Raw genomic sequence first — 1,250 nt, 5'->3', positions numbered from 1 at the left:
ACACACCTTCGCAGACTTACAGAACGCTCCCCTACCACTCACGCTTAGCGTGAATCCGCGGCTTCGGTGCCTGGTTTGAGCCCCGTTACATCTTCCGCGCAGGCCGACTCGACTAGTGAGCTATTACGCTTTCTTTAAATGATGGCTGCTTCTAAGCCAACATCCTAGCTGTCTGAGCCTTCCCACATCGTTTCCCACTTAACCAGAACTTTGGGACCTTAGCCGGCGGTCTGGGTTGTTTCCCTCTTCACGACGGACGTTAGCACCCGCCGTGTGTCTCCCGGATATTACTTACTGGTATTCGGAGTTTGCATGGGGTTGGTAAGTCGGGATGACCCCCTAGCCCAAACAGTGCTCTACCCCCAGTAGTATTCGTCCGAGGCGCTACCTAAATAGCTTTCGGGGAGAACCAGCTATCTCCGAGTTTGATTGGCCTTTCACCCCCAGCCACAGGTCATCCCCTAACTTTGCAACGTTAGTGGGTTCGGTCCTCCAGTTGATGTTACTCAACCTTCAACCTGCCCATGGCTAGATCACCCGGTTTCGGGTCTACACCTTGCAACTAGACGCCCAGTTAAGACTCGGTTTCCCTACGGCTCCCCTATACGGTTAACCTCGCTACAAAATGTAAGTCGCTGACCCATTATACAAAAGGTACGCAGTCACCCCGAAGGGCTCCCACTGCTTGTACGTACACGGTTTCAGGTTCTATTTCACTCCCCTCACAGGGGTTCTTTTCGCCTTTCCCTCACGGTACTGGTTCACTATCGGTCAGTCAGGAGTATTTAGCCTTGGAGGATGGTCCCCCCATATTCAGACAGGATGTCACGTGTCCCGCCCTACTCGATTTCACATCAAGGTTGTTTTCGTGTACGGGGCTATCACCCTGTATCGCCGGCCTTTCCAGGACCGTTCCACTAACTTCCAAGATGCTTAAGGGCTAATCCCCGTTCGCTCGCCGCTACTGAGGGAATCTCGGTTGATTTCTTTTCCTCGGGGTACTTAGATGTTTCAGTTCTCCCGGTTCGCCTCGCTACGCTATGTATTCACGTAGCGATACCTAGCTTATGCTAAGTGGGTTTCCCCATTCGGAAATCCGTGAGTCGTAATGTCTCTTACCGACTGCTCACGGCTTATCGCAGGTTAGTACGTCCTTCATCGCCTCTGACTGCCAAGGCATCCACCATGTACGCTTAGTCACTTAACCATACAACCCCAAGAAGTGTCGGTGAAACCGACGCAGCTTGTTG

General features: G+C 52.5%; 1 rRNA gene (running past one end of the window). It reads right to left on the bottom strand.

Annotation, left to right across the window (positions count from 1 at the left end):
• Window positions 1-1,207, bottom strand: a 23S ribosomal RNA gene (locus PG900_RS22930); it reaches 1,460 nt to the left of the window's first position.
• Window positions 1,208-1,250 lie beyond the last annotated feature (43 nt).

Origin of the sequence: Aeromonas sp. QDB03, assembly GCF_027707985.1 — a bacterium.
Classification (GTDB): domain Bacteria; phylum Pseudomonadota; class Gammaproteobacteria; order Enterobacterales; family Aeromonadaceae; genus Aeromonas; species Aeromonas hydrophila.
Note: the sequence above shows the minus strand (reverse complement) of the source record. Positions and strands in the feature narration are given on the sequence as shown.